The 19836-nt window shown below is 65.7% G+C and carries 17 protein-coding genes, 1 tRNA gene and 1 pseudogene; 15 read left to right on the top strand and 4 right to left on the bottom strand.

What is annotated here, in order from left to right; genetic code table 11:
* Positions 1–20 precede the first annotated feature (20 nt).
* The 5 genes from AUL38_RS12320 (at position 21) to AUL38_RS12300 (ending at position 5767) form a co-directional block, all read left to right on the top strand.
* Positions 21–1520: a class I adenylate-forming enzyme family protein gene (locus AUL38_RS12320; protein WP_059062648.1), complete on the top strand. Its 1500-nt coding sequence runs from the start codon at positions 21–23 to the stop codon at positions 1518–1520.
* Positions 1517–2701, top strand: coding sequence for a saccharopine dehydrogenase NADP-binding domain-containing protein (locus AUL38_RS12315; protein ID WP_059062646.1), 1185 nt, complete (start codon positions 1517–1519; stop codon positions 2699–2701). The genes AUL38_RS12320 and AUL38_RS12315 overlap by 4 nt, the downstream gene beginning before the upstream one ends.
* Before the next feature lie 142 nt (positions 2702–2843).
* On the top strand, positions 2844–3113 hold the full coding sequence (locus AUL38_RS12310) for a hypothetical protein (RefSeq protein WP_059062644.1): 270 nt from the start codon (positions 2844–2846) through the stop codon (positions 3111–3113).
* 125 nt (positions 3114–3238) lie between these two features.
* On the top strand, positions 3239–4024 hold the full coding sequence (locus AUL38_RS12305) for a glycerophosphodiester phosphodiesterase family protein (RefSeq protein ID WP_059062642.1): 786 nt from the start codon (positions 3239–3241) through the stop codon (positions 4022–4024).
* A gap of 342 nt (positions 4025–4366) precedes the next feature.
* On the top strand, positions 4367–5767 hold the full coding sequence (locus AUL38_RS12300) for a dipeptidase (protein WP_059062641.1): 1401 nt from the start codon (positions 4367–4369) through the stop codon (positions 5765–5767).
* A gap of 77 nt (positions 5768–5844) precedes the next feature.
* Here AUL38_RS12300 and mscL read toward each other — a convergent pair whose 3' ends face one another.
* Positions 5845–6294 carry a large-conductance mechanosensitive channel protein MscL gene (mscL, locus tag AUL38_RS12295; protein ID WP_059062639.1) on the bottom strand — a complete coding sequence of 150 codons (450 nt, stop codon included), beginning with the start codon at positions 6292–6294 and terminating at the stop codon, positions 5845–5847.
* A gap of 131 nt (positions 6295–6425) precedes the next feature.
* Between mscL and AUL38_RS12290 the strand changes: the two genes are divergently transcribed.
* The 8 genes and pseudogenes from AUL38_RS12290 (at position 6426) to AUL38_RS12255 (ending at position 14571) form a co-directional block, all read left to right on the top strand.
* Positions 6426–7910 carry a GuaB1 family IMP dehydrogenase-related protein gene (locus tag AUL38_RS12290; RefSeq protein WP_059062637.1) on the top strand — a complete coding sequence of 495 codons (1485 nt, stop codon included), beginning with the start codon at positions 6426–6428 and terminating at the stop codon, positions 7908–7910.
* 166 nt (positions 7911–8076) lie between these two features.
* Positions 8077–9504, top strand: coding sequence for a threonine synthase (thrC, locus tag AUL38_RS12285; protein WP_059062635.1), 1428 nt, complete (start codon positions 8077–8079; stop codon positions 9502–9504).
* 87 nt (positions 9505–9591) lie between these two features.
* Positions 9592–10755, top strand: coding sequence for an AI-2E family transporter (locus AUL38_RS12280; protein WP_235590711.1), 1164 nt, complete (start codon positions 9592–9594; stop codon positions 10753–10755).
* Positions 10756–10804: 49 nt separating this feature from the next.
* A complete protein-coding gene (locus AUL38_RS12275; RefSeq protein WP_059062631.1) occupies positions 10805–11215 on the top strand; it encodes a phage holin family protein in 411 nt (136 codons plus the stop codon).
* Positions 11216–11339: 124 nt separating this feature from the next.
* A tRNA-Glu gene (locus tag AUL38_RS12270) sits at positions 11340–11412 on the top strand.
* 134 nt (positions 11413–11546) lie between these two features.
* Positions 11547–12608: a 3-isopropylmalate dehydrogenase gene (locus tag AUL38_RS12265; RefSeq protein WP_059062629.1), complete on the top strand. Its 1062-nt coding sequence runs from the start codon at positions 11547–11549 to the stop codon at positions 12606–12608.
* A 56-nt stretch (positions 12609–12664) separates the two neighbouring features.
* The gene (locus tag AUL38_RS12260) at positions 12665–13768 is read left to right on the top strand and encodes a branched-chain amino acid aminotransferase (RefSeq protein WP_059062627.1); all 1104 of its coding nucleotides are present in this window, start codon (positions 12665–12667) and stop codon (positions 13766–13768) included.
* A 15-nt stretch (positions 13769–13783) separates the two neighbouring features.
* Positions 13784–14571, top strand: a pseudogene (locus AUL38_RS12255) (fumarylacetoacetate hydrolase family protein).
* A 74-nt stretch (positions 14572–14645) separates the two neighbouring features.
* On the opposite strand, the gene AUL38_RS12250 reads toward AUL38_RS12255, so the two are convergent.
* From AUL38_RS12250 to AUL38_RS12240, 3 genes are all read right to left on the bottom strand, one after another.
* Positions 14646–15884, bottom strand: a complete 1239-nt coding sequence (locus AUL38_RS12250; protein WP_059062625.1) for an alpha-hydroxy acid oxidase — start codon at positions 15882–15884, stop codon at positions 14646–14648.
* Positions 15885–15917: 33 nt separating this feature from the next.
* Positions 15918–17270, bottom strand: coding sequence for an MFS transporter (locus AUL38_RS12245; RefSeq protein WP_059062623.1), 1353 nt, complete (start codon positions 17268–17270; stop codon positions 15918–15920).
* 145 nt (positions 17271–17415) lie between these two features.
* Positions 17416–18096 (bottom strand): FadR/GntR family transcriptional regulator, encoded by a 681-nt coding sequence (locus tag AUL38_RS12240; protein WP_059062621.1) that lies wholly within the window; start codon positions 18094–18096, stop codon positions 17416–17418.
* Positions 18097–18177: 81 nt separating this feature from the next.
* Here AUL38_RS12240 and rlmN point away from each other — a divergent pair, with 81 nt between their 5' ends.
* Both rlmN and AUL38_RS12230 read left to right on the top strand, forming a co-directional pair.
* Complete coding sequence (gene rlmN / locus AUL38_RS12235; RefSeq protein WP_059062619.1) at positions 18178–19482, top strand: 23S rRNA (adenine(2503)-C(2))-methyltransferase RlmN; 1305 nt, start codon at positions 18178–18180, stop codon at positions 19480–19482.
* A gap of 129 nt (positions 19483–19611) precedes the next feature.
* A partial coding sequence (locus AUL38_RS12230; RefSeq protein WP_153006584.1) for a hypothetical protein occupies positions 19612–19836 on the top strand: 225 nt, incomplete at its 3' end.

The raw sequence follows: 19836 nt of genomic DNA, 5'->3' as shown, positions 1-19836 counted from the left end.
CGTTACTCCAGGAGACTTCTATGCAGTTCAATCTCGCTTCACTATTGAGCAACTCGGCTCGACGCACCCCGAGCCAGCCTTATCTCATCACCGCCGATGCTCGCTACAGTTACGCGGAGATCGATGCCAGGGCGGCGCAGGCCGCCACTGTGCTCGCGGAACGGGGTGTGCGTCGTGGCGATGCAGTGCTTCTCAGGCTCCCTAACCGTGTCGACTTCGTACCGTACTATTTTGGGTTGCTCCGTCTCGGAGCGGTCGTCGTGCCAGTGAACCCGGCGCTGAGTGCGCGGGAGATCGCGGTAGCAACGCAAGACACCGGCTCCAGATTCGTCGTACTTGAAGAAACCGACGACGTGAGACTCGAACCTGGGGTTGTCCGGCTCGATATGAGGTCCCTCCTGGCTGACGAAGCGGTGTGCACGACAGGCACCGAGGCGGTCGCTGTGGACGGCGATGACACCGCCCTCGTGATCTTCACGAGTGGCACGACTGGGCGGCCGAAGGGCGCCGAACTCGGCCATCAGCAGTCGTTTCTCACCGCACTCCTCGAGGGCGACGAATTTGGGATCACGGCAGACGACGTGACGCTTGGCGTACTTCCTCTCTTCCATATTTACGGCCTCTCAGGAATTCTGCATTCGGCGACCCTCCGAGGCCAGTCCGTCTTTCTCATGAACGGGTACTCTACTGCTGCCGTTTACGACGCGATTGAGCATCACGGCGTCACAGTCCTCCCTGGGGTCCCGACAATGTTCCACGCGATGGTGACGGGAGAACACCAAGGACGAGACCTCAGCGGTGCGCGGATCGCTATCAGTGGCGGTGCCCCCATGCCCGCTGAGACACTCCGTGCGATGGCGGAACTCTTGCCGCAACTGACCTACCTTGAGGGGTACGGCATGACTGAGACCTGCAGCTCAGGAACTGTCAACGGTGGCCCGTATCCGTTTCGGAAAGACTCGATCGGAAGGGCGCTCTGGGGAATCGAGATGGCGGTCGTCGACGCGGCGGCTGAACCGCTCCCGCCGGGGCCAACACATGTTGGCGAGCTCGTGATGCGCGGCCACAACATCATGAAGGGCTACCTTGGTGACCCCGAGGCGACGAAAGCAACCGTGCGAAACGGCTGGCTCCACACTGGCGACCTTGCCTGGATCGACGCCGAGGGTTACGTCTTCATCGTCGGGCGCGCGAAAGAACTCGTTATCCGTGGCGGGTTTAACGTCTACCCGCGTGAGGTTGAAGAGGTACTTCGGTCGCACGACGCGGTCGTCGATGCCGCGGTGGTGGGTCGGCCAGACCCGCATCACGGCGAGGAACTCGTCGCCTTCGTCGTGGCCGGCCCCAACGGGATCGACACCAACGCACTCATCGCATTCAGTAGCGAGCGCCTCGCGGCGTTCAAATACCCCAGAGAGGTCATCATCATGGACGCACTCCCGCAGGGAGCCACCGGCAAAATTGACAAGCAGCTGCTTGTCGCGCTCGCAACCGAGGCCTGGCAGGGGGCCACCTCGTGAGCGGCCGGGTACTCGTTATCGGCGGAGTCGGGCAGATCGGCCGTCACGCCGTCCGACTCCTCGCAACGTTCCCAGAGGTAGCGCAGATCGTCATCGGTGACGTCGATGCGCAACGCGCGGAGCTGCTTGCGGCTGAGCTCGGACAGAAGGGGGCCGTGTTCCCGCTTGACGCGACGAGCCGCACACAGCTCGACGCTGCGATGGCCGGCGTCGATCTTGTGCTCAATGCGCTTGGCCCGTTCAACCGCTTTGGACTTCCGATCCTCACCGCCGCGATCGAGAACGGTACGCCCTACGTCGACATCTGCGATGACTGGGAAGCCACGGAGGCGTTCCTAGAGCTCGACTCGCGTGCGCAGGATGCAGGCGTCACCGCAATCATCGGCGCCGGTCTCAGCCCGGGGATCACCAACCTGCTCGCAATGATCGCGGGGCGTGGCTACGACTCGATCGACCGCCTCCTCACTTCCTGGTCGCTGTCGGGAGCGTCGATTGAGCTCGAAACGGCCTACGACGGGCACCGGCCGCCCGGATCAGCAGCCATGTTCCACTGGATTGAGCAGGCAACCGGCCTGATTCGGGTGTGGCGTGACGGTGGGTTGGCCGACGTCGCTCCGCTCGAGAAACTCCTCGTGACATACCCCGGGCTGGGGGAAGCTCCCGTGCACAGCCTCGGCCACCCCGAGCCCATTTCGCTGCCGCCAGCGCTCGGCAACGTCCGAGAATCCCTGAACGTCATGACGGGACCCGAGTGGGTCTTCGACGCGCTCCGGGAGACTGCCGCGCTCGTCAACTCGGGGGAGCTCTCGATCGCCGGTGGCGTCGAACGGATGACGCAGAACACCCCGCCGGCGACGAGCGAGCAGCGACTGCGCCTGCCGAGCGTGTGGGCGATGGCGGAGGGTACGAAGGGCGGGCGTCGCATCGCGACCGCCGTCCACCTGGCGGCGCTCCCACCGCACAAGATGGGTGGCAGCACGGGCTACCCCGCGGCCATCGCTGCACTCTTCGTCTTGCGTGGGGAGATCGTTCGCGCTGGGGTCATCCCGCCTGAGCGTGCGCTCGACCCCGATGTGTTTTTCGCGGAACTCGGCAAGGTGACGTCCCCTCGGATGCCGCGAGTGGAGGACCTTATCGTCGTTGACGAAACTGAACTCAGCGAGCCTCGCTCGGTGCGGTGACACCCGGGGTCGCCGCATGCCGGGGCCGGGGTGAGCTCGTGCGGGTACGCCCAGGTGCCGCAGTGCGCTGTGGCACCTGGGTACCATGCCGTTCATACTCGGGGGTGACGCGCCACGGCCCCGTCCCCTGGAGTATGGAAACATGAAGTTTCCAGAGGTACTGAAGCAGCCACCAACGTTCGTTGCCGCCGCGCTCGTTACCGCGTGCCTCGTGGCGCTCCTCGCAGCCATCGGCGGGTTTCTCGCAATCGACGGGGCTACCCGCACTGCGCTCACCGTCACCACGGTGAATGCTACGCCAACAGGAGAGGGAGCTTCGGAGCAGGCTGCCCCGGTACCGGGGGCCACACCACAGAGTGAGCCCGGTATCACCGAGAGCGCAGCCATCCCCGCGCTGCAGACGGCACGGTAACCCCAACGGCGCTTCTGATCGCTGAGGTCTGCACCCTCAATCGTGCACGGCCGCCAGCGGCCGGTACCACACCACAGCCGCAGGTCTCCGCCCCACAACGGCCTGACGAGTTCTATGCTGGAGGCATGACGCACCCATTCTTCGGAGAGGGGCCCAAGCCCCGCATCTTCGGGCACCGAGGTTTCGTTCCTGCCGAGCGTGCCGCCGCAGGGATCGTCGAGAACTCACGGGAGGCGGTTGCCCACGCTCTCGCCGCGGGTGCCGAGTTTGTGGAAGCCGACTGCCAGCTCACGAGCGACGGGCACGTCGTGTTCTTCCACGACAGCACCCTCTCGAGAACGCTGGGGGATTCACGCCGCATCGCGGTCGTTACCCTGGCGGAGCTCACCGAGCTCATGGCGGATCGCGGAGGGCTCCTCACCCTCGAGGAAGCGATCACCGATTTCCCAGAAGCGCGGTACAACCTCGACATGAAGTCGGCGGAGGTTGCGGAGCCGGCCGGCACGATCATCGGCGAGCGTGCCCCCGACCGCGTGCTCATCAGCAGCTTTTCCGATGGGCTCAGGCTCCGCGCACTCTCGGCGGCGCAGGCTGCGTCGCCGACGGGCGAGCTACCGGCGACGGGCGCCGGTCAGCGGGCCATCGTGAAGGTGCTCACTGCGGTAGCGATGCGGTCGCAGCCACTCCTCGACCGTGCGTTCGCCGGGCTCGATGCCCTGCAGATCCCCGTGAAGCAGGGACCCGTGCGCGTGCTGAGTCCGAGACTGCTCGGTGAAGCTCATGCACGCGACGTCGAAGTGCATGTGTGGACGGTCAACGATCCGCAACTCATGCGGGAGCTCGTTGCGCTCGGCGTCGACGGTGTGATCACCGACCGCACGGACCTTGCGGTGTCGGCACTCCGCGGCTAGCCCCGCCCCGCTCTCACGTCGAAACGGTGGAGCGGGCCGGGGTCGGGCGCCAGCGTGCTTAGCGGGCGCAGACGCAGCGATCCGCCGCTGCCACGCCCTCGAGCGCATCCTCAATATGCTCGCCGCAGCCGGCCCAGGTCGGCTTCGAGCAGGTTTCGCAGGTTACGCGTGCGCACATAGTTGTGTCCTTTGAATAGGTGACCGGTCGTCGCCGGCCACGAATGGTGCGTGGAATGATCATCCGCTGAGACCATCAAACCAGAAGCGCGCGTCGCTAGGCTTAAGGCGTAACGAGGCGCGCCGCATTCCGGCGAGGCGCGCGAGGCCACGAATGGAGAAGCGATGAGCGAAGCGCTCGAGACTGTCATGAAGCAGCACGTAGACACGGCGTTCGACACGACGATTGAGGAGTTGTGCGACCTGGTCCGTATTCCCTCGGTGTCGTGGCCAGCGTTTGACCCGGCGCACGTCCAGGCGAGCGCCGAGAAGGTCGCCGAACTCATGCGGTCGACCGGCGTGTTCGACTTCGTCGACATTCGCCGCGCACCCGTTGACGGGCAGGAGAACGAGGCGGACCCTGAGCTCGGGCATCCGGCAGTGATTGCCCGCCGCGCTCCGAAGAACGGCGCGCCCACCGTGCTGCTCTACGCGCACCACGACGTCCAGCCCCCCGGGAAGGACGAAGAATGGGACACCCCGCCCTTCGAGCCGACCCAGCGCGGTGACCGGCTGTTTGCCCGTGGAGCCGCCGACGACAAGGCCGGCGTCATGGCGCACGTGTCAGCGATCCGCGCGCTCGCCGCAACCGAGGGCGACGACTTCGACCTCGGCATCGCGGTGTTCATTGAGGGCGAGGAGGAGTGGGCCTCACAGTCCTTCGGCAACTTCCTCCGCGAGAACCGCGATGAGCTTGCGGCTGACGCGATCATCGTGGCTGACTCGGGGAACTGGGATATCGACACCCCCGCCCTCACGGTTGCCCTGCGGGGCGCGGTCGCGTTCAACGTGAAGATCGACACCATGGCGCACGCGACGCACTCCGGCATGTTTGGGGGCGCGATTCCCGACGCGATGCTGGCCGCGGTGAAGCTGCTGGGTACCCTCTGGAACGAGGACGGCTCGGTTGCGGTCGAGGGGCTCACGAGTGCGGATCTCTCCACTCCTGAGTACGACGAGGCCCGCCTGCGCGCCGAGTCGGGCTTGCTGGATGGGGTCTCGCCGATCGGTCGGGGCGAGATCCTCTCACGCATGTGGGCACAGCCCGCGATCACGGTGACGGGCATTGATGCCCCGGATATTGCGAACGCGTCGAACACGCTCATCCCGAGCGTGACGGTGCGGATCTCGGCGCGTGTCGCGCCAGGTCAGGATCCGCAGGAGTTCTATGACGCGCTGACCGGTCACCTGACCGCGAACGCGCCGTTCGGGGCGAAGCTGTCGTTTGAGGATCCGGGCCTCGGCCAGTCCTTCAGCGTTGACACGACGGGCCCAGCCGTGGCGCACATCCGCGCGGCGATGGAGGCGGGCTTCGGTCGGGCACCCATCGACATGGGGATTGGCGGGTCGATCCCGTTCATCGCCGACCTCGTCGAGGAGTTTCCCGAGGCTGAGATTCTGGTGACGGGCGTTGAGGACCCGGATAGCCGGCCGCACTCGCCGAACGAGTCCCTGCACCTTGAGTCGTACCGAAAGGTGCTCGTGACTGAGGCGATCTTCCTCGCGCGGATGAACAAGGGGCTCTAAGCCTCGGTCCGCTGAGAACGCGAACGGGCGGTGCCGGATCATGGATCCAGCACCGCCCGTTCGCGACTCACGGGGTGTTAGGCCTGCGGCTTCTCCGCGTGTGCAGCGGATGCTGCGGGCGTTGCAGCCGGGGCAGCGAGCGCGGCGCCGTTCTGCGCCTTGAGGAGGTCGCGGATCTCCGAGAGCAGCTCCTGCTCGGTGGCCTCTGCGGGCTCCTCTTCCTTGGCGGTGCGCTTGCGCAGCTCGTTCATGGGGAGCACGAACACGAAGTAGACGACGGCAGCGACGATGAGGAAGTTGATGATCGCCCCGATGAGCGCGCCGATCGCGAGGGTGTCGCCGTTAGGCAGTCCGACCTTCAGCGCGTCGTCGAGCGAGTCGGCTTTGAACGCCAGGCCGATGAGGGGGTTGATGAGTGTCGCAACGACCTTCTCAACGACCGCGTTGAACGCAGCACCGATGACGACGGCGACCGCGAGGTCGATGACGTTGCCGCGGAGCAGGAACTCCTTGAACCCTTTAAACATGTGCTTCCCCTTTGCGTATTGCATGTGTGGTCTGGGTGAATCGTTGGTGATACTGAGTCACCAATGTATTGCCTCTCAATAGGATACGCGACCCTCTGTTGATGCTGAGGAGCGAGCTGTAGCCTGAGGCCATGGAATTTATTGGCGCCCAGCCCTCTCTGGACCTCACCTATTCAGACGTGTTCCTCGTGCCGCGCAGGTCGGCAGTTGCGAGCCGACTCGCGGTGGACCTCGCGCCGACCGACGGGACGCCCGCGACGATCCCGCTCGTCTCAGCGAACATGAACTCGGTGACCGGCCCGCGGCTCGCAGCAGTGCTCGCGCGCCGGGGCGGGATCGGCGTGCTGCCGCAGGACATGAGCGCAGATTCTCTCGCCGAGGCGATCGCCTGGGTGAAGGCGCAGCCCGTCGCCTTCGACTCCCCAATTGTGCTTGCGCCCGAGCAGACCGCTGCCGATGCGCTACGGCTCGTTCCGGCTGCCGAGGGGCAGAGCGTCGTCGTCGCGAGCCGCGGCAGGGGCTCGGAGCTCGCGGTCGCTGACGTGCACGGTGTGCTCTCGGCGACCCGGCTGCAGGTCGTGCCACACGACGCCAAACTGGGGGACCTCACCCTCGGCGCACCTCCCGTGCTCGATCTCGCTGAGCTCGGGGCCGACGCTGGGAACCCGCGTGCGGTGTTCGACGCGGTCGATGCGCTGCTGGGAGCCGCGGGCGGCGAGGCCGCTGTGATCGCCGATTCCGGCGTTGTCCGTGGCACGCTGTCGCGACGCTCGGCGCTGCGCACGTCGATCTACCGGCCAGCACTCGACGCCGAGGGGCGACTCGCTGTGGCCGTCGCGGTCGGCATCAACGGGGACGCTGCGGGCAAGGCCAGGGTGCTCGCGGCTGCGGGCGCCGATGTGCTCGTGGTCGACACGGCACATGGGCACCAGGAGACGATGATCCGCGCCCTCGGCGATATCGCTGCGCTGAACCTCGGACTGCCGCTCGTCGCCGGCAACATTGTCACGCCAGACGGGGTACACGACCTCGTGAACGCAGGGGCCACGATCCTGAAAGTTGGGGTCGGTCCCGGCGCAATGTGCACGACCCGCATGATGACCGCGGTCGGTCGCCCGCAGTTCTCCGCAGTGCTCGAAACCGCGCAGGCCGCACGCCAGCTCGGCGCACATGTTTGGGCCGACGGGGGAGTGCGCTACCCGCGCGACGTTGCCCTCGCGCTCGCGGCGGGCGCAGGATCGGTGATGATCGGGTCGTGGTTCGCAGGCACGGCCGAGTCTCCTGGCGAACTGCAGAGCGACCCTGAGGGGCGGCAGTACAAAGAATCGTGGGGCATGGCTTCGACGAAGGCCGTCAAGGGGCGTTTCTCTGCGCTCGACGCCTACGAGCGCGCCCGAAAGGAGCTGTTCGCCGAGGGGATCTCGTCATCGAAGATCTACCTCGATCCGCAGCGACCGAGCGTCGAAGATCTCGTCGACATGATCACCTCCGGGGTGCGCTCGTCGTTCACGTACGCCGGAGCCGCGACGCTCACGGAGTTCCACCGCAACGCGCGGGTTGGACTCCAGTCAGCCGCAGGATACGAGGAGGGCAAGGCGCTGCCGGTCTCCTGGTGATGCAGCCAGCCGAGCACCGCTCGGTGCGCTCGGTCGCGGGGCGAACCAGTGAGTTTCCTGCGCGGCCGAACTCAATCGATGCGCTCGCGGGGGTGCAGCGCTGGCTAGACTGAGTGCACCCAGACTCAGCGCCGTCACAGAGGCGCCGTGCAGTGAAGGAGTATCGGTGGAATACATCTCGACTCGTGGTGGGATGACCCCTGCCCCGTTTAGCGCAACCCTGCTCGAAGGGCTCGCAACGGACGGCGGCTTGGCAGTTCCCGAGACCATGCCCGAGATCACGCTCGAGCGGATCGAGACGTGGCGCTCGCTGAGCTACGCGGAACTCGCCACCGAGATCCTGAGCTTCTTCGCGACCGACATTCCCGGGCCCGAGCTCTCCGCGATGTGCGAGCGTGCGTACCGCGAGGAGAGCTTCTCTCCAGGGATCGTTCCCGTCACTCCCATCAGCGAGTCGATTGCGCTCCTCGGGCTCTCCGAGGGCCCCACCCTCGCCTTCAAGGACATGGCAATGCAGTTCCTCGGGCAGTCGCTCGAGTACGTGCTGCGCAAGACCGGGCGCACCCTGAACATTGTTGGCGCGACCTCCGGCGATACCGGGTCGGCCGCCGAGTACGCACTCCGCGGCAAGGAGGGCGTCTCCGTGTTCATGCTCTCCCCGCAGGGCCGGATGAGTGACTTCCAGCGCGCGCAGATGTATTCGCTCGACGACGCGAACATCCACAACATCGCCGTCGCTGGAGTCTTTGACGACTGCCAGAACCTCGTGAAGAGCATCGCCGGCGATCTTGACTTCAAGCGCGAATACAGCGTCGGCGCGGTGAACTCGATTAACCTCGGCCGCATCTCAGCCCAGGTCGTGTACTACTTCTGGGCATGGCTGCGTGCGAGTGACTCGCTCACCGCCGACGAGCGCACGAACTTCAAGATCTCGGTCACCGTTCCCTCGGGTAACTTCGGCAACATCCTCGCCGGGCACTACGCTCGCGAGATGGGGGCTCCGATCCGCCGCCTCGTGCTTGCCGCGAACGAGAACAACGTGCTTGACGACTTCTTCCGCACCGGTATCTATGCGCCGCGGACCTCGGCGGACACCCATGCGACCTCGAGCCCGTCGATGGATATTTCGAAGGCGTCGAACCTCGAGCGCTTTATCTTCGATCTTCTCGGGCGCGATTCCGAGCGTTTGAACGCTGCATGGCGCGAGCTTGACGAGACCGGGCGGCTCGACCTCAGCGCCGAGCTACCGCGCTTCACCGGCGAGTTCGGGATTCTCAGTGGGACGAGCACCCACGCCGACCGTGTCGAGACGATCCGTTCGGTGCACGCAGAGAGCGGCGTGACCATCGACCCGCATACCGCCGACGGGGTGAAGGTTGCGCGAGAGCACGTCGAGCCGGGCGTGCCGATGCTCGTGCTCGAGACAGCGAAGCCCGAGAAGTTCCCCGAGATCGTATTCGAGGCAACGGGGGAGCGCCTGGGGCTGCCAGAGCACCTCGCGGGTCTCTTGGAGCTGCCGCAGCATGTGACCGAGATGGCCGACGATGAGGCGACGCTCCGCGAATTCATCGCGGCTCGCGCGCTCCGGGCGTAGACTCCAGGACACATGGTCCACAGCTAGGAGGGGTCAACAGTGTTCGGACGCCGCACAGAGCAGGTACTTACTCGACGCATAGTTGAGTTGGAACGACAGAGCGGCATTCGCGTGCCCGTTGGCGAAGGCGCGGAGGGATCCTCACCGAAGCCCGAGTCGAAAGTAGCCCGGAGCCGCGCAGGCGGCGCCTGGGGCGACGGCTTTGGGATGGTGGCGACGCGCTCGCTGCAGATCATCATCGTCCTCGTGCTCACCGCCGGGGTGGTCTTCGGGCTGCGCACACTGAGTACCGTCTTTATCCCGATCCTCCTCGCGCTCATCCTCGCGAGCACGTTCTCGCCGGTCATGCGCTGGCTGCGGCAGCACAAGGTGCCCTCGGTACTCGCCACGATCGCGGTACTCCTCGGGATCCTGCTCATCCTCACCGGCGTGGGCTGGCTCATCGTGTGGGCGGTGCGAGACGAGTGGGACGAACTCTCGACGCAGGCGCAGGATGGCTTCGAACAGGTCCTCGCGTGGGTGCAGACGCTGCCGTTTGCGCCGACCGCCGATCAGATTTCAGAGTGGCAAGACACGATCATTGATTTCGTGACGAGCTCGCAGTTCGGATCCGGCGCGCTTGCCGGGGTGAGCGCGATCACCGGATTCGTGACCGGCCTGGTGCTGCTCATCGTCGTGCTCTTCTTCTTCCTGAAGGACGGCCCGCAGATCTGGCAGTTCCTGCTGCGCCCCTTCCGCGGCGAGGCGCTTGCCCGTGCCGAGCGCGCTGGCGACAAGACGGTCTCGACCCTCGGCTCCTACGTCCGCGGCACCGCAGCAGTGGCCGCCGTCGACGCCATCGGCATCGGTATCGGTCTCTTCTTCCTCGGGGTTCCGCTCGCGCTCCCGCTCGCCGCGCTCGTGTTCATCCTGGCGTTCATCCCGATCGTGGGTGCGACGGTCGCCGGCATCCTCGCGGCGCTCGTTGCCCTCGTGGCGAACGGCCCGCTGAGCGCAGTCCTCGTCGTCGGTGTCGTCGTGCTCGTCAACCAGCTCGAAGGTAACTTCCTGCAGCCCGTTCTCATGGGGCGCGCACTCAAGCTGCACTCCCTCGTGATCTTGCTTGCCCTGACCATCGGCACCGTGCTCAGCGGTGTGCTCGGCGCGATCCTCGCCGTGCCGATCGCCGCGGTCGCGTGGGGCATCATCCAGGTGTGGGACGGCCCGAACCTCCCAGCCAAGCCGTTCCGGCCGCGCGAGAAACGCGCCTAACCGCGTTCCCGCCTCACCCACAGTCGCCCTCAACTACCGAAAGCTCGCGATGCGTCTCCTCTTTCAACTCATCTCCCAGCTCGTGCTCGCCGCGATCGCGCTCGTCGTGATCCACTTCGCACTGCCAGACGTCACGCTGCACATTGGCGGCTTCTTTATCGCGCTCGGGGTATTCACCATGGCCCACGCGGTGCTCGGCCCGTTCGTGCTGAGCGTCGCGCAGCGGTACGCAGCGCCGCTCGCTGGGGGAGTCGGCCTCGTGTCGACGCTGCTGGCGCTCTGGATCGCATCGCTCTTTGAGGGCGGCATCGAGATCCACGGCCTCACGTCCTGGTTGCTCGCGCCGCTCATCGTGTGGGTGATCACCGCGCTCGGCGGCTGGCTCTTTATGGCGCTGTTTGTGAACCGGTGGCTGAAGAGGCGCGAGAGCGAGCGGCTCCTGGCGCGCGCGAAGCCGTAGCGCGCACCCGCAACACGCGCGGGCGCACCGAAAAAACGGCCTCGATTTGTGCGCCCCCCGTGGATGTGGGAATATATATGAGTTGCAGCGGAGAGCCAAGGTTCAAAGCAAAGGCAACGCGTCCGGCCCTATCGTATAGCGGCCTAGTACGCCGCCCTCTCACGGCGGTAACGCGGGTTCGAATCCCGCTAGGGTCACCGGATAGAAAGCCTCACCTTCGGGTGAGGCTTTCTTTGTTTCTCGGGGTGGAGCCTTGCCCGCCGCACCCCGCCTCGACGCCGCTCGGGAGTATGCTGGAGCTACCATTTCCACGCACAATGAGGAGCACGTAGTGACCCGCACGATCAAGCTTGCAGTGATTCCCGGCGACGGCATCGGCCCGGAGGTGATCGAGCAGGCGAATCGCGTCGTCGACGCGGTCGTAGCAGGTGGAGACATTGTGGTTGAGCGCACCGAGTTCAAGCTCGGCGCTGAGCGCTTCCTCGCCACGGGCGACACGCTTCCGGAGATCGAGCAGGCCGCCATTGCGAGCCACGACGCGATCCTCTTCGGTGCGGTCGGGGGAGTGCCCGGCGACGAGCGGCTCCGCTTCGCGAATATCGAGCGCGGGTTGCTGCTCAAGCTCCGCTTCGACTTCGAACACTACGCGAACGTGCGCCCCTGTGTGCTGTTCCCCGGCGTCGAATCGACGCTCGCGAACCCGGGCACCGTCGACTTCGTCGTCGTGCGCGAGGGCACCGAGGGCCCCTACGTGGGTAACGGCGGTAGGCTCCGCCCCGGCACTCCGGCCGAGGTCGCGACCGAGGTATCCGTGAACACCGCGTTCGGTGTCGAGCGCGTGGTGCGCTACGCCTTCGAGACCGCGATGGCGCGTCCCCGCAAGAAGCTCACCTGGGTGCACAAGACCAACGTGCTCGTGCACGCAGGCCAGACCTGGCAGGGCGTGGTCGAGGCGGTGCGCGCGGAGTACCCCGACATCGCCGTAGACTACATGCACGTCGATGCGGCAACGATCCACATGGTGCAGAACCCAGCACAGTTCGACGTGATCGTCACGGATAACCTCTTCGGCGACATCCTCACCGACCTCGCTGGCGCGATCGGCGGCGGCATCGGCCTCGCGGCATCCGGGAACATCAACCCCGACGGATCCTTTCCCAGCATGTTCGAGCCGGTACACGGCTCGGCCCCCGACATTGCGGGGCAGCAGAAGGCCGACCCGACGGCAGCGATCCTCTCCGCCGGACTCATGCTCGATCACCTCGGGCTCTCAGCTGAGGCAGACCGCCTCCGCGCCGCAGTGCGCGCCGACCGGGCCACACACGGCTCCGCAGCTCGCGCCACCGCAGAGGTCGGCGACGCGATCATCGCGCAGATCCCCGCGCGCTCGTAACAGTTTTCCCTGCGCACCGGCGCACACCCAGTTCCTCTTTCCCAGAAAGGCGCGTCATGTCTGACCTCACCTTCACCACCACCGAGGCGGATCGCCTGCCCGCAGCCGAGCGCGAAGCCCTGCTGCAAGATCCGGGCTTCGGCGACCACTTCACCGACCACATGGTCTCGATCATCTGGACCCGCGATGCCGGCTGGCACGACGCCCAGGTGCTGCCGTACGGGCCGATCCAGATGGATCCCGCGTCATCGGTGCTGCACTACGGTCAGGAGATCTTCGAGGGCCTCAAAGCGTACCGAGCCGCAGACGGATCGATCGTCACGTTCAGGCCCGAGGAGAACGCGCGCCGACTCAACGAGTCCGCCGAGCGGATCGCGCTCCCGCAGCTGCCCGTCGACCTCTTCGTCGAGGCTGTCAACCGGCTCGTAGCGATCGACGCAGACTGGGTGCCTGCCGGCGCAGACCAGTCGCTGTACCTGCGCCCGTTCATGATTGCCGACGAGAGCTTCCTCGGTGTGCGTGCCGCCCAGCGTGCCCGCTTCATGGTCATCGCAAGCCCCGCAGGCCCCTACTTCACTGGTGGCGTGAAGCCAGTCTCGATCTGGCTGTCGCAGGACTACGCCCGCGCGGGCAACGGTGGCACTGGCGCCGCCAAGTGCGGCGGCAACTATGCCGCATCGCTGCTGCCGCAGAACGTTGCCGCCGAGAACGGCTGCCAGCAGGTGCTCTTCACCGATGCGAACTCGCCTGACGTGATCGACGAGCTCGGCGGCATGAACCTCTTCCTCGTGCGCGACGACAAGACGCTGCTCACGCCGGCGCTCAACGGGAACATCCTCCCCGGCATCACTCGGAAGAGCTTGATCCAGCTCGCGAAGGATCGCGGCTACGCCGTTGAAGAGCGCTCCGTCACCGTGACCGAGTGGCGCGAAGGCGTCGCTGACGGCTCCATCACCGAGGCCTTCGCCTGCGGCACCGCAGCCGTCATCACGCCGATCGGCCAGCTGAAGTCACCCGACTTCACGATCGATTTCGGCGACCGCTCGCCGGGGGAGTTCACCCTGTCGCTGCGCGAGGAGCTCACGGGCATGCAGTACGGAACGCGTGAGGACCGCCACGGTTGGTTGACGCAGGTGCCCGTCGCGGGCGCTGCGGCGTAAGAAGGAAGAGCACATATGAAGATTGCACGCTTTGAAGCTGACGGTGAGATCTCGTTCGGCATTCTCGATCAGGCCGAAGACGGCAAGGGCGTCGAGATCGTCGAGCTCATGGGCGATCCATCGTTGCGGGCTTTGACACGACGGGCAAGCGCTTCCGCTTCGAAGACGTGCGACTGCTCGCGCCCGTCATCCCGCGCTCGAAGATTGTGTGCGTGGGCAAGAACTATGCCGACCACATCGAAGAGATGAAGGATGTCACCGGGGGCGACGCTCCGACCGAGCCGCTGCTGTTCCTCAAGCCCAACACCTCAGTGATCGGGCCCGGCGGCACGATCGTGCGGCCCGAGATCTCCGACCGCGTCGAGCACGAGGGCGAGCTCGCCATGGTCATCGGCGCGATCGCGAAGAACGTGCCTGAGGACCGGGCGCTCGAGTACGTGTTCGGGTTCACCTGCGCGAACGACGTCTCTGCGCGCGACATCCAGATCAAGGACGGCCAGTGGACGCGGGGCAAGGGCTTCGACACGTTCTGCCCGCTTGGGCCGGTCATCGAGACCGACCCTGACCTTGCCGACGCGCGCGTGACCACGCGGGTGAACGGTGAGACTCGGCAGGATGGCAGCACGTCGCAGCTCATCTTCTCGCTCGCACGCATCGTCGCGCACGCCTCGCAGGCGTTCACGCTGCTGCCTGGCGATGTGATTCTCACGGGCACGCCCGCGGGCGTCGGACCGCTCGTCGCGGGCGACGTCGTTGAGGTAGAGGTCGAGGGAATCGGTATCCTCCGCAACACTGTCGCGTAGCGCCTCGGCGCTGTCGACCACAACCGCCCACATCCTCGTCACGAAGATGTGGGCGGTTGTGTGTGTCTGGGCAGCTATCCCGCGTTGCCTACGGGCACGAGGCGAGCGAGCTGCGTGACGTGCCTCGGCTCGAGCTCCTCGAGGCTCGATACGCCGAGTAGCTTCATGGTGCGCTCGATCTCGGAGCGGAGGATCTCGATCATCCGTTCGACACCCTCCTGGCCGCCCGCCATGAGCCCGTAGAGGTACGCGCGGCCGACGAGGGTGAACTTGGCGCCGAGTGCGACAGCGGCAACGATGTCGGCGCCGTTCATGATGCCGGTGTCGATCATCACGGTCGCGTCGCGGCCAACCTCGCGCACCACCTTGGGCAGCAGGTGGAAGGGTACCGGTGCGCGGTCGAGCTGCCGGCCTCCGTGGTTCGACAGCACGATGCCGTCCACGCCGCGGTCGATGAGCTCAACGGAGTCTGCGACGTTCTGCACGCCCTTCACGACGATCTTGCCCGGCCACAGTTCGCGGATCACCGCAAGGTCGTCGTAGCTGATCGTCGGGTCCATCGCAGAATCGAGCAACTCGCCGACGGTGCCGCCGGTCGTGGAGAGCGACGCGAACTCGAGCTTTGGGGTGGTGAGGAAGTCGTACCACCACCAGGGGCGGGGGATCGCGTTTGCAATTGTGCCGAGCGTGAGCTGGGGCGGGATCGCGAAGCCGTTGCGAGTGTCGCGCAGTCTCGCACCGGCGACCGGGGTGTCCACGGTAAACATAAGCGTGTCGAAGCCTGCCTGCGCCGCGCGTTCGACGAGGCCGTACGAGATGTCGCGATCCCGCATGACATAGAGCTGGAACCAGTTGCGGCCGTGAGGGTTCGCCGCGCGCACGTCCTCAATCGACGTCGTGCCGAGCGTTGACAGCGTGAACGGGATCCCAGCCGTGCTGGCGGCGGTGGCGCCCGCGATCTCACCCTCGGTCTGCATGAGCCGCGTGAACCCGGTCGGCGCGATGCCGAAGGGGAGCGCGCTCGATCCGCCGAGCACCTCAACTGAGGTGTCGACGTGCTCGGCAGGGCGGAGGATATCGGGGTGGAACTCGATGTCCTCGAACGCACGGCGTGCGCGTGTGAGCGAGAGTTCGCCCTCGGCCGCGCCGTCCGTGTAGTCGAACGCTGCCTTGGGGGTGCGCCGTTTGGCGATCCGCTGCAGGTCGTACGTCGTCAGCGCACCGCTCAGCCTGCGACGCTTCCCGTTGAACTCCGGTTTCTTGAACTGCATGAGCTCGAGGAGCTCTGAGGGTTTCGGCAGCTGACGCTTCATGAGCGCGCTCCTTTCAGTGTGTGATGCGGATACTCAGGCGATCGCGGTGGCGGCCGCCGAGTCGGGTTCGTGCGTGTCTGTATCGACGCGCGCAACCCGCGAGATGAAGAACGATGCGATGATCGAAATGACGCAGCACAGCGCGACGTATACCGCGATGGGCCACCATTGTCCGCCGCTGATCTCGAGAAGCCAAGCTCCAATGAGTGGCGCGGTGCCGCCGAAGATGGCCGCGCCGAGCTGGTAGCCGAGCGAGGCCCCGGTGTATCGCACCTCTGGCGCGAAGTTCTCGGCGATGAGTGTGCCGAGGATCGCGTTCACGCTACCCCAGAGGAAACCGAAGCCAAAGATCGTCGCGGCGAACAGTGACAACGTGTTGCCCGTGTTGAGGATGAGGTAGTAGGGGACGATAAACACGATCGTCGCGGCGGCTGACCAGCGGTAGAGCACTGCCCGCGAGATTCGGTCGGAGATGGCACCGAAGATTGGCATCCAGAAGGTGGCGACCAAGGCGGCGGCGGCGATGGCGAGCAGGACCATGTTGTCGCGGGCTCCGAGGATATCGGTGGCGTATGCGACCACGTACGTGCCGAAGATGTAGAACGGTCCGGTCTCCGCGGCCTTCGCGCCAATCGACACGAGTACCGCGCCCCAGTGCTTGGTGACGACTTCCTTAATGGGGAGCTTCAGTCGCGCGCCGGTCTCCTGCACGCGTTTGAACTCGGGCGTCTCGTCGAGGCCGTTGCGGATCCACAAGCCGATGAAGACGAGTCCGATGCTCGCGACGAACGGCACACGCCATCCCCAAGTGAGGAACTGGTCATCCGGGAGCTGGGTGAGGAGCGCGATCACTCCGGCTGCAAGCAGCATGCCGAGGCTGATCCCCATTTGGGGGACTGCGCCGTAGAGTCCGCGGCGATGCTTCGGGGCGTACTCGTAGGCGAGAAGCAGCGCGCCTCCCCATTCGCCGCCGATCCCGAGTCCCTGCATGATGCGGAAGCACACAAGCAGGATCGGGGCGGCGATGCCGATCGTTGCATAGGTGGGTAGGAGTCCGATGGCGACGGTGCCGCCGCCCATGAGGAGCAGCGTGATGAAGAGGGTCTTTTTGCGGCCGATGCGGTCACCGATGTGGGAGAAGATGATGCCGCCGAGCGGGCGGAAGAAGAACGGCAGCGAGAACGAGACGAATGCGAGCATCGTCGACACGAACTCATTGTCAGTGGGGAAGTAGATCTTGGTGAACACGAGGGCGGCGACGGTTCCATAGACAAGGAAGTCGAACCACTCGATGACACTCCCGCTCAGGCTGCCAAGGAGCACGCGGTAGTTCAGTCGCTCCGGCTCTGTCGATTGGGGTGCCGCGGCGGATGCGGTTGCTGGCATGAATTCTCTCCTTCGAGAATGGTGGACTCGGGTGCTACGCAGAGCAATGTCTATGTGGCCAGACCGTGTGGCCCGACCACATGTAGTGTATGCAGCCCCGGCCAGCTGCGTCAACTCTGTGCCGACAGCTTCGGGCAGCGGCGGGCTACCGTGCGGTTTCCTCGTAATACCCGCGGATGTGATCCCGGATCAGGGTGATTGACACTGCGCGATCCCCGGATCGGAAGCTCGCAAAGAGCGCTCGATGCTCTGCCCGCAGCCGCGCGGCTGTCGCTCCCCAGTCGGGGAGCGCGTGGGCGCGCTCGAGGGTGTGGTCGGCGATCGCCACGCGGAGCGCGTCCATCATGGTGCTGATGAGTGGATTCCCCGCCGCGTGCGACAGTGCCACATGGAACTGTGCATCGAGCACGAGGAACTGCTCGAGCGAAATCGACGCATCGTCCATGAGGTCAAGGAGCTGCTCGACGTCACGCCACCCTTCGTGGCCGGGGTCTGCGTGCTCAGCGGACCACGACTCAAGCAGCAGGCGCATCTCGTAGACGTGTTCATGCGAGACCTGCCTCGTTGCGAGCTGCATGTTGAGCGCGAGCGTCAGCGCCTGCGCTGGCTCCGCAGTGATGATGGTGCCAGACGTTGGGCCGGAACCCGTCGCGGTGCGGATCGTTCCCAGTGCCTCGAGGATCCGCATCGCCTCGCGGAGCGAGCTGCGTGACACCGCGAGATCCTCCGCGAGGGCTCGCTCACTCGGCAGGTGATCGCCGACGCGCAACTTCCCGCTGCGGAGCTGCTCGGTCACCCACGCCGTTACGACCTCGTGTGCCTTCATAGCCCGATTATCCCACCGCCGAGAGTGGGCGCCAGCCAGCCTGCACCACGCTCAGCGAATGAGTGAGACAATAGGTGCACGATGGATCCGAACAAGCTCAACCACACCCCGGCCACCGATGAACCAAAGTTCATCAAGACCCGCCCCAATAAGGGCGGTCTCGCGGCGCGCCCGCAGGTGCGCCCGAAGGCTGAGGGATGGCAGCAGATTACCAACCCCGACGGGCGGCCGACGCTGCAGTTCGCGTCACCGCGCGTGAAGCAGCCCGCAACTCACCTTGCTGACCTCACCCTCGCCGAGCGCGAGGCCAAGATCGTTGAGATGGGGCTGCCGAAGTTCCGCGCGAAGCAGCTGTCGGTGCACTACTTCGAGCACCGCACCACCTCGCCCGAGGAGATGACGGATCTCCCGAAGGATCGCCGCGCGGATCTCGCGGAAGCATTCTTCCCGCCGCTCCTGAGCGAGGTCAAGAAACTCGTTACGGACGACGGCAACACCGTGAAGTTCCTGTGGCGCCTGTTCGACGGTGCGCTCGTCGAGTCAGTGCTCATGCGCTACCCGGGCCGCATCACGCTCTGCGTGTCGAGCCAGTGCGGCTGTGGCATGAACTGCCCCTTCTGTGCGACGGGTCAGGCGGGTCTGACCCGCAACATGTCGACAGCCGAGATCCTCGACCAGATTGTCCAAGCGAACCGCTTCATCGCCGAAGGCGGCCTCGGGCACAAGCGCCGCGCTGGCAACGGCGCCGAGCCCGAACGCGTGAACAACATCGTGTTCATGGGCATGGGTGAGCCGCTCGCCAACTACAAGCGCGTCATGAACGCCGTGCGCCGCATGGTCGCTCCCTCGCCCGAGGGGCTTGGTATGAGCGCGCGCGGCATCACGGTGTCGACGGTGGGGCTCGCCCCGGCGATCCGCAAGCTTGCCGACGAGGATATTCCCGTCACCTTCGCGCTCTCGCTGCACGCGCCCGACGACCAGCTGCGCGACGAACTCATCCCGGTGAACAGCCGTTGGAAGGTCGACGAGGTGCTCGACGCCGCGTACGCCTACTACGAGAAGACCGGGCGTCGCGTCTCGATCGAGTACGCGCTCATCAAGGACATGAATGACCACGGTTGGCGTGCCGACCTGCTCGCCGACCGCCTGAACCAGCGCGGTCGCGGCTGGGTGCACGTGAACCCGATCCCGCTGAACCCGACCCCGGGCTCCATCTGGACCTCCTCGACGAAGGAAGTCACCCGCGAGTTCGTGGATCGGCTCAACGCTGCCGGGGTTGTGACGACGCTGCGTGATACCCGCGGCAAGGAGATCGACGGTGCCTGCGGGCAGCTCGTCGCCACCGAGCAGGATCGTGCCGACGCGGAAGCCTTCGCCAGCGCGTAGCCGTCTCGCTCGGCGGGCGGCCCGGGCTCTTCGGGCCCCTCGGCTGTCGGTCAAATATTTTTTCGAAAGATTGCGGTTTGCGCGACAGTTGACGCCGTAAGTGTCAGTGGTCCGTGTTTGACTTCTTTCATGAATCAAGCACTGAAGATCCGAGACGAGGCCATCACTGGACTCGAAGTCGCGACGCGCGACATGCGGGTTGCCGAGGCGAAGCGGCTCGGGTTTCTTGCTCGCGGCTATCAGGCGCTCCCGTCCGGGGAGATGGAGAAGCGATCATACATCGCTGAGGCTGCGCTCGCGTGTGGCGTATCCGCTCAGCGGGTAGAGCGCATGCTCGGGCTCGCGCTGTCCCTC

The organism is Leucobacter sp. G161, assembly GCF_001482305.1.
GTDB lineage: Bacteria > Actinomycetota > Actinomycetes > Actinomycetales > Microbacteriaceae > Leucobacter.
Note: the sequence above shows the minus strand (reverse complement) of the source record. Positions and strands in the feature narration are given on the sequence as shown.